Raw genomic sequence first — 2,751 nt, 5'->3', positions numbered from 1 at the left:
CAGCAGCTCTCGGGCGGCCAGCAGCAGCGCGTCGCGATCGCCCGCGCCGTCGTCGCGGGCCCGTCGCTCCTCTTGGCCGTCGAGCCGACGGGCAACCTCGACTCCAAGAACGGCGCGGCCGTCATGGACCTGCTCGCCGAGCTCAACGCGGCCGGCACGACGATCGTGATGGTGACCCACTCCCCGTCGGACGCGGAGTACGCACAGCGCGTGGTCAACCTGTTCGACGGGCGCGTGGTGAGCGAGCACGTGATGTCCGGCGAGATCCACCCGCCGGACCCGTCCTCGAAGGGCGCCGTCCCCGACGCCGCCTGACCTCACTCGAACCCTAGCCGTGTGGCTCGCGCCGCCGCCACCGAACCCGTCCGCTCTGAGTAGCCCGCTCCGCCGCCCTCGAGGACGGACCTCCCCCACACCCGATGCTCACCCACCACCTCCGCCTCGCCTTGCGCACCCTGCGCCGCGACCGCGCCTACGCCTTGTTGAACGGCGTCGGCCTGGCGGTCGCGTTCACGTGCTGCTTGCTGATCGGCCTGTTCATGCGCGCCGAGCTCTCGTTCGACCGGTTCCACGACCGGGCCAACGAGGTCGTCATCATCGCCTCCGAGAACCAGTGGGGCCACGAAACCCACACCGGGACCTCGACGCCCTACCCGCTCCACGTCGCCCTCGAGGACGGGGTGCCCTCCGTCCAGCGCGCCGTGCTGACTTCGCAGGGCGCCGGCCCGAGGGAGATCGCGCGGCCCGGAGGCGCCGCCGCCGAGGGCCGCGTCCTGACGGCGACTGACGGGTTTTTCGAGGTGTTCTCGTTTCCCGTCCTCGAGGGCGACGCCGAGACGGCGCTGCGCGAGCCTGGCTCGGTCGTCTTGACGGAGGGCCTGGCCCGGCAACTGTTCGGCGAGGCCAACGCAGTGGGCCAAACCCTCGAGGCCGAGGTCAACGACGAGCCGGGCACCCTGACCGTCACGGGCGTCACGACCGACCCGCCGAGGACGTCCACGGTCACGTTCGACGCCGTGCTCTCGGCCCAGACGCTCCCCGAGACGCGGCGCAGCCTGGACTCGTGGGGTGCCTCGATGTGGAGGACGCACGCGCGCCTGGTCCCGAGCGCCACCGTCGCCGACCTCGATGCGCAACTCGTTGGCGTGTCCCAAACGCACTTCCCAGACAGCGATTCGCCGACTCGCTACTTCGGGACCGCGCTCCCGGACTTCTACATGTCGGACCTCAACCACGCCGCCGGCTTCCGAGGTGACCCGGCCTACCTCGGCCTGTTCGGGGCCTCGGCGCTGTTCATCCTTCTCCTAGGCGGCATCAACTACGTCAACCTGGCCACGGCGCGGGCGACGCGGCGCGCTCGCGAGGTGGGCGTCAGGAAGGCCGTCGGGGCCGGCCGGTGGGGCGTGGCAGCCCAGTTCCTGACGGAGTCCGTCGTGCTGACACTCGTGTCTGCCCTCGTCGCGGTCGGACTGGCGGCGATCGTCCTGACGCCGTTCAATGACGCCTTCGGCTCGGACTTGCTGCTCGCGGATCTAGGCGGCGGGTTCGTGCTCGCCGTGGTCATGGCCGCGACCGTCGTCGGGTTGGTAGCGGGGGCGTACCCAGCTCTCTTCCTCTCGGGGTTCCGCCCGGCCCACGTGCTGCGCGGCGCCCTGTCCTCGACGGGCCGTCCGAGCGGGAGCGGGCTCCGCCGCGTGCTGGTCGTGACCCAGTTCGTCGTCGCCATCGGGCTGCTGGCCGGGACGGGCGTCGTCCTGCGGCAGATCGCGTTCACGACCGAGTCCGACCTGGGCTTCGTCAAGGACGGGCTGGTCTGGCTGCCAGCGACCGAGGGCCTCTCCTACGGAGGCGAGCGCGAGGCCACGCCTTGGCAAGCCATGCGAGACGCCGCGCTCGCGGTGCCCGGCGTCTCGGTAGCGGTCGGGGCCGACGCGACGCCTGGCCAGATGAGCTTCGTATACAGCTTGCCCGCCGATCCCTCGAGGCCGGAGGAATCCTTCTCGTTCACCGTCGTCAGCGCGAACCCTGGCTACGCCGACGCCTTGGGCGCCGAGCTCGTCGCCGGGTCCGACCTCGAGGACGACCGCCCGTCGGCGCTGCTCAACGAGGCCTCGGCGGAGTTGCTGGGCTGGACGCCGGAGGAGGCCGTCGGCAAGGCGCTCCAGATCGAGGAGGAGATGGTCGTCGCCGGCGTCGTCGGGGACTACGCCTACGAGTCGATGCGCAACGCGATCGGTCCGATCGTCATCCACACCGCGACGACCGAAGACGGTGCGGCGCGTCAGTACCAAGGGATCCTGACCCGCGTCGAGCCCGGCCAGATGGGTCCCGCCCTCGAGGGCCTGGAGGCGGCCTGGGCCGAGATCCAACCCGACCTCCCGTTCGAGCCCCAGTTCGTGGACGAGAACATCGCGGGCTTGTACGACGCCGACCGGAGGCTGAGCCGTGTGCTCGGAGGCTTTGCGTTGGTCGCCGTGCTCGTGGCGTGCCTGGGGCTCGTGGGGCTGGCCGCCTACACCGCCGAGCGAAGGCGGAAAGAGATCGGCGTCCGCCGCGTGTTGGGCGCGACGGTCCGCCAGGTCGTCGTGTTGCTGACGCGCGAGTACGCGGGACTGGTCGTCATCGGCGCCGCCATCGCCGTCCCGCTGACGGTGGTCGGCGTGCAGCGCTGGCTCGACGGGTTCGCATACCGCGTCGCGCTCGGACCGGGCCTGTTCGTGGGCGTCGTGGCGGTCACGTTCGCCGTCGCCC

At 71.3% G+C, this 2,751-nt stretch carries 2 protein-coding genes; both read left to right on the top strand.

Annotated features, from left to right (window positions below; all coding sequences use genetic code 11):
* Positions 1 to 315 (top strand): ATP-binding cassette domain-containing protein (locus WBA11_RS18060; protein ID WP_424522026.1); only part of this gene is annotated, 315 nt, incomplete at its 5' end.
* A 104-nt stretch (positions 316 to 419) separates the two neighbouring features.
* A partial coding sequence (locus WBA11_RS18055) for an FtsX-like permease family protein (RefSeq protein WP_424522025.1) occupies positions 420 to 2,751 on the top strand: 2,332 nt, incomplete at its 3' end.

Origin of the sequence: Rubrivirga sp. (assembly GCF_049648075.1) — a bacterium.
In the GTDB taxonomy this organism is placed as follows: domain Bacteria; phylum Bacteroidota; class Rhodothermia; order Rhodothermales; family Rubricoccaceae; genus Rubrivirga.
Note: the sequence above shows the minus strand (reverse complement) of the source record. Positions and strands in the feature narration are given on the sequence as shown.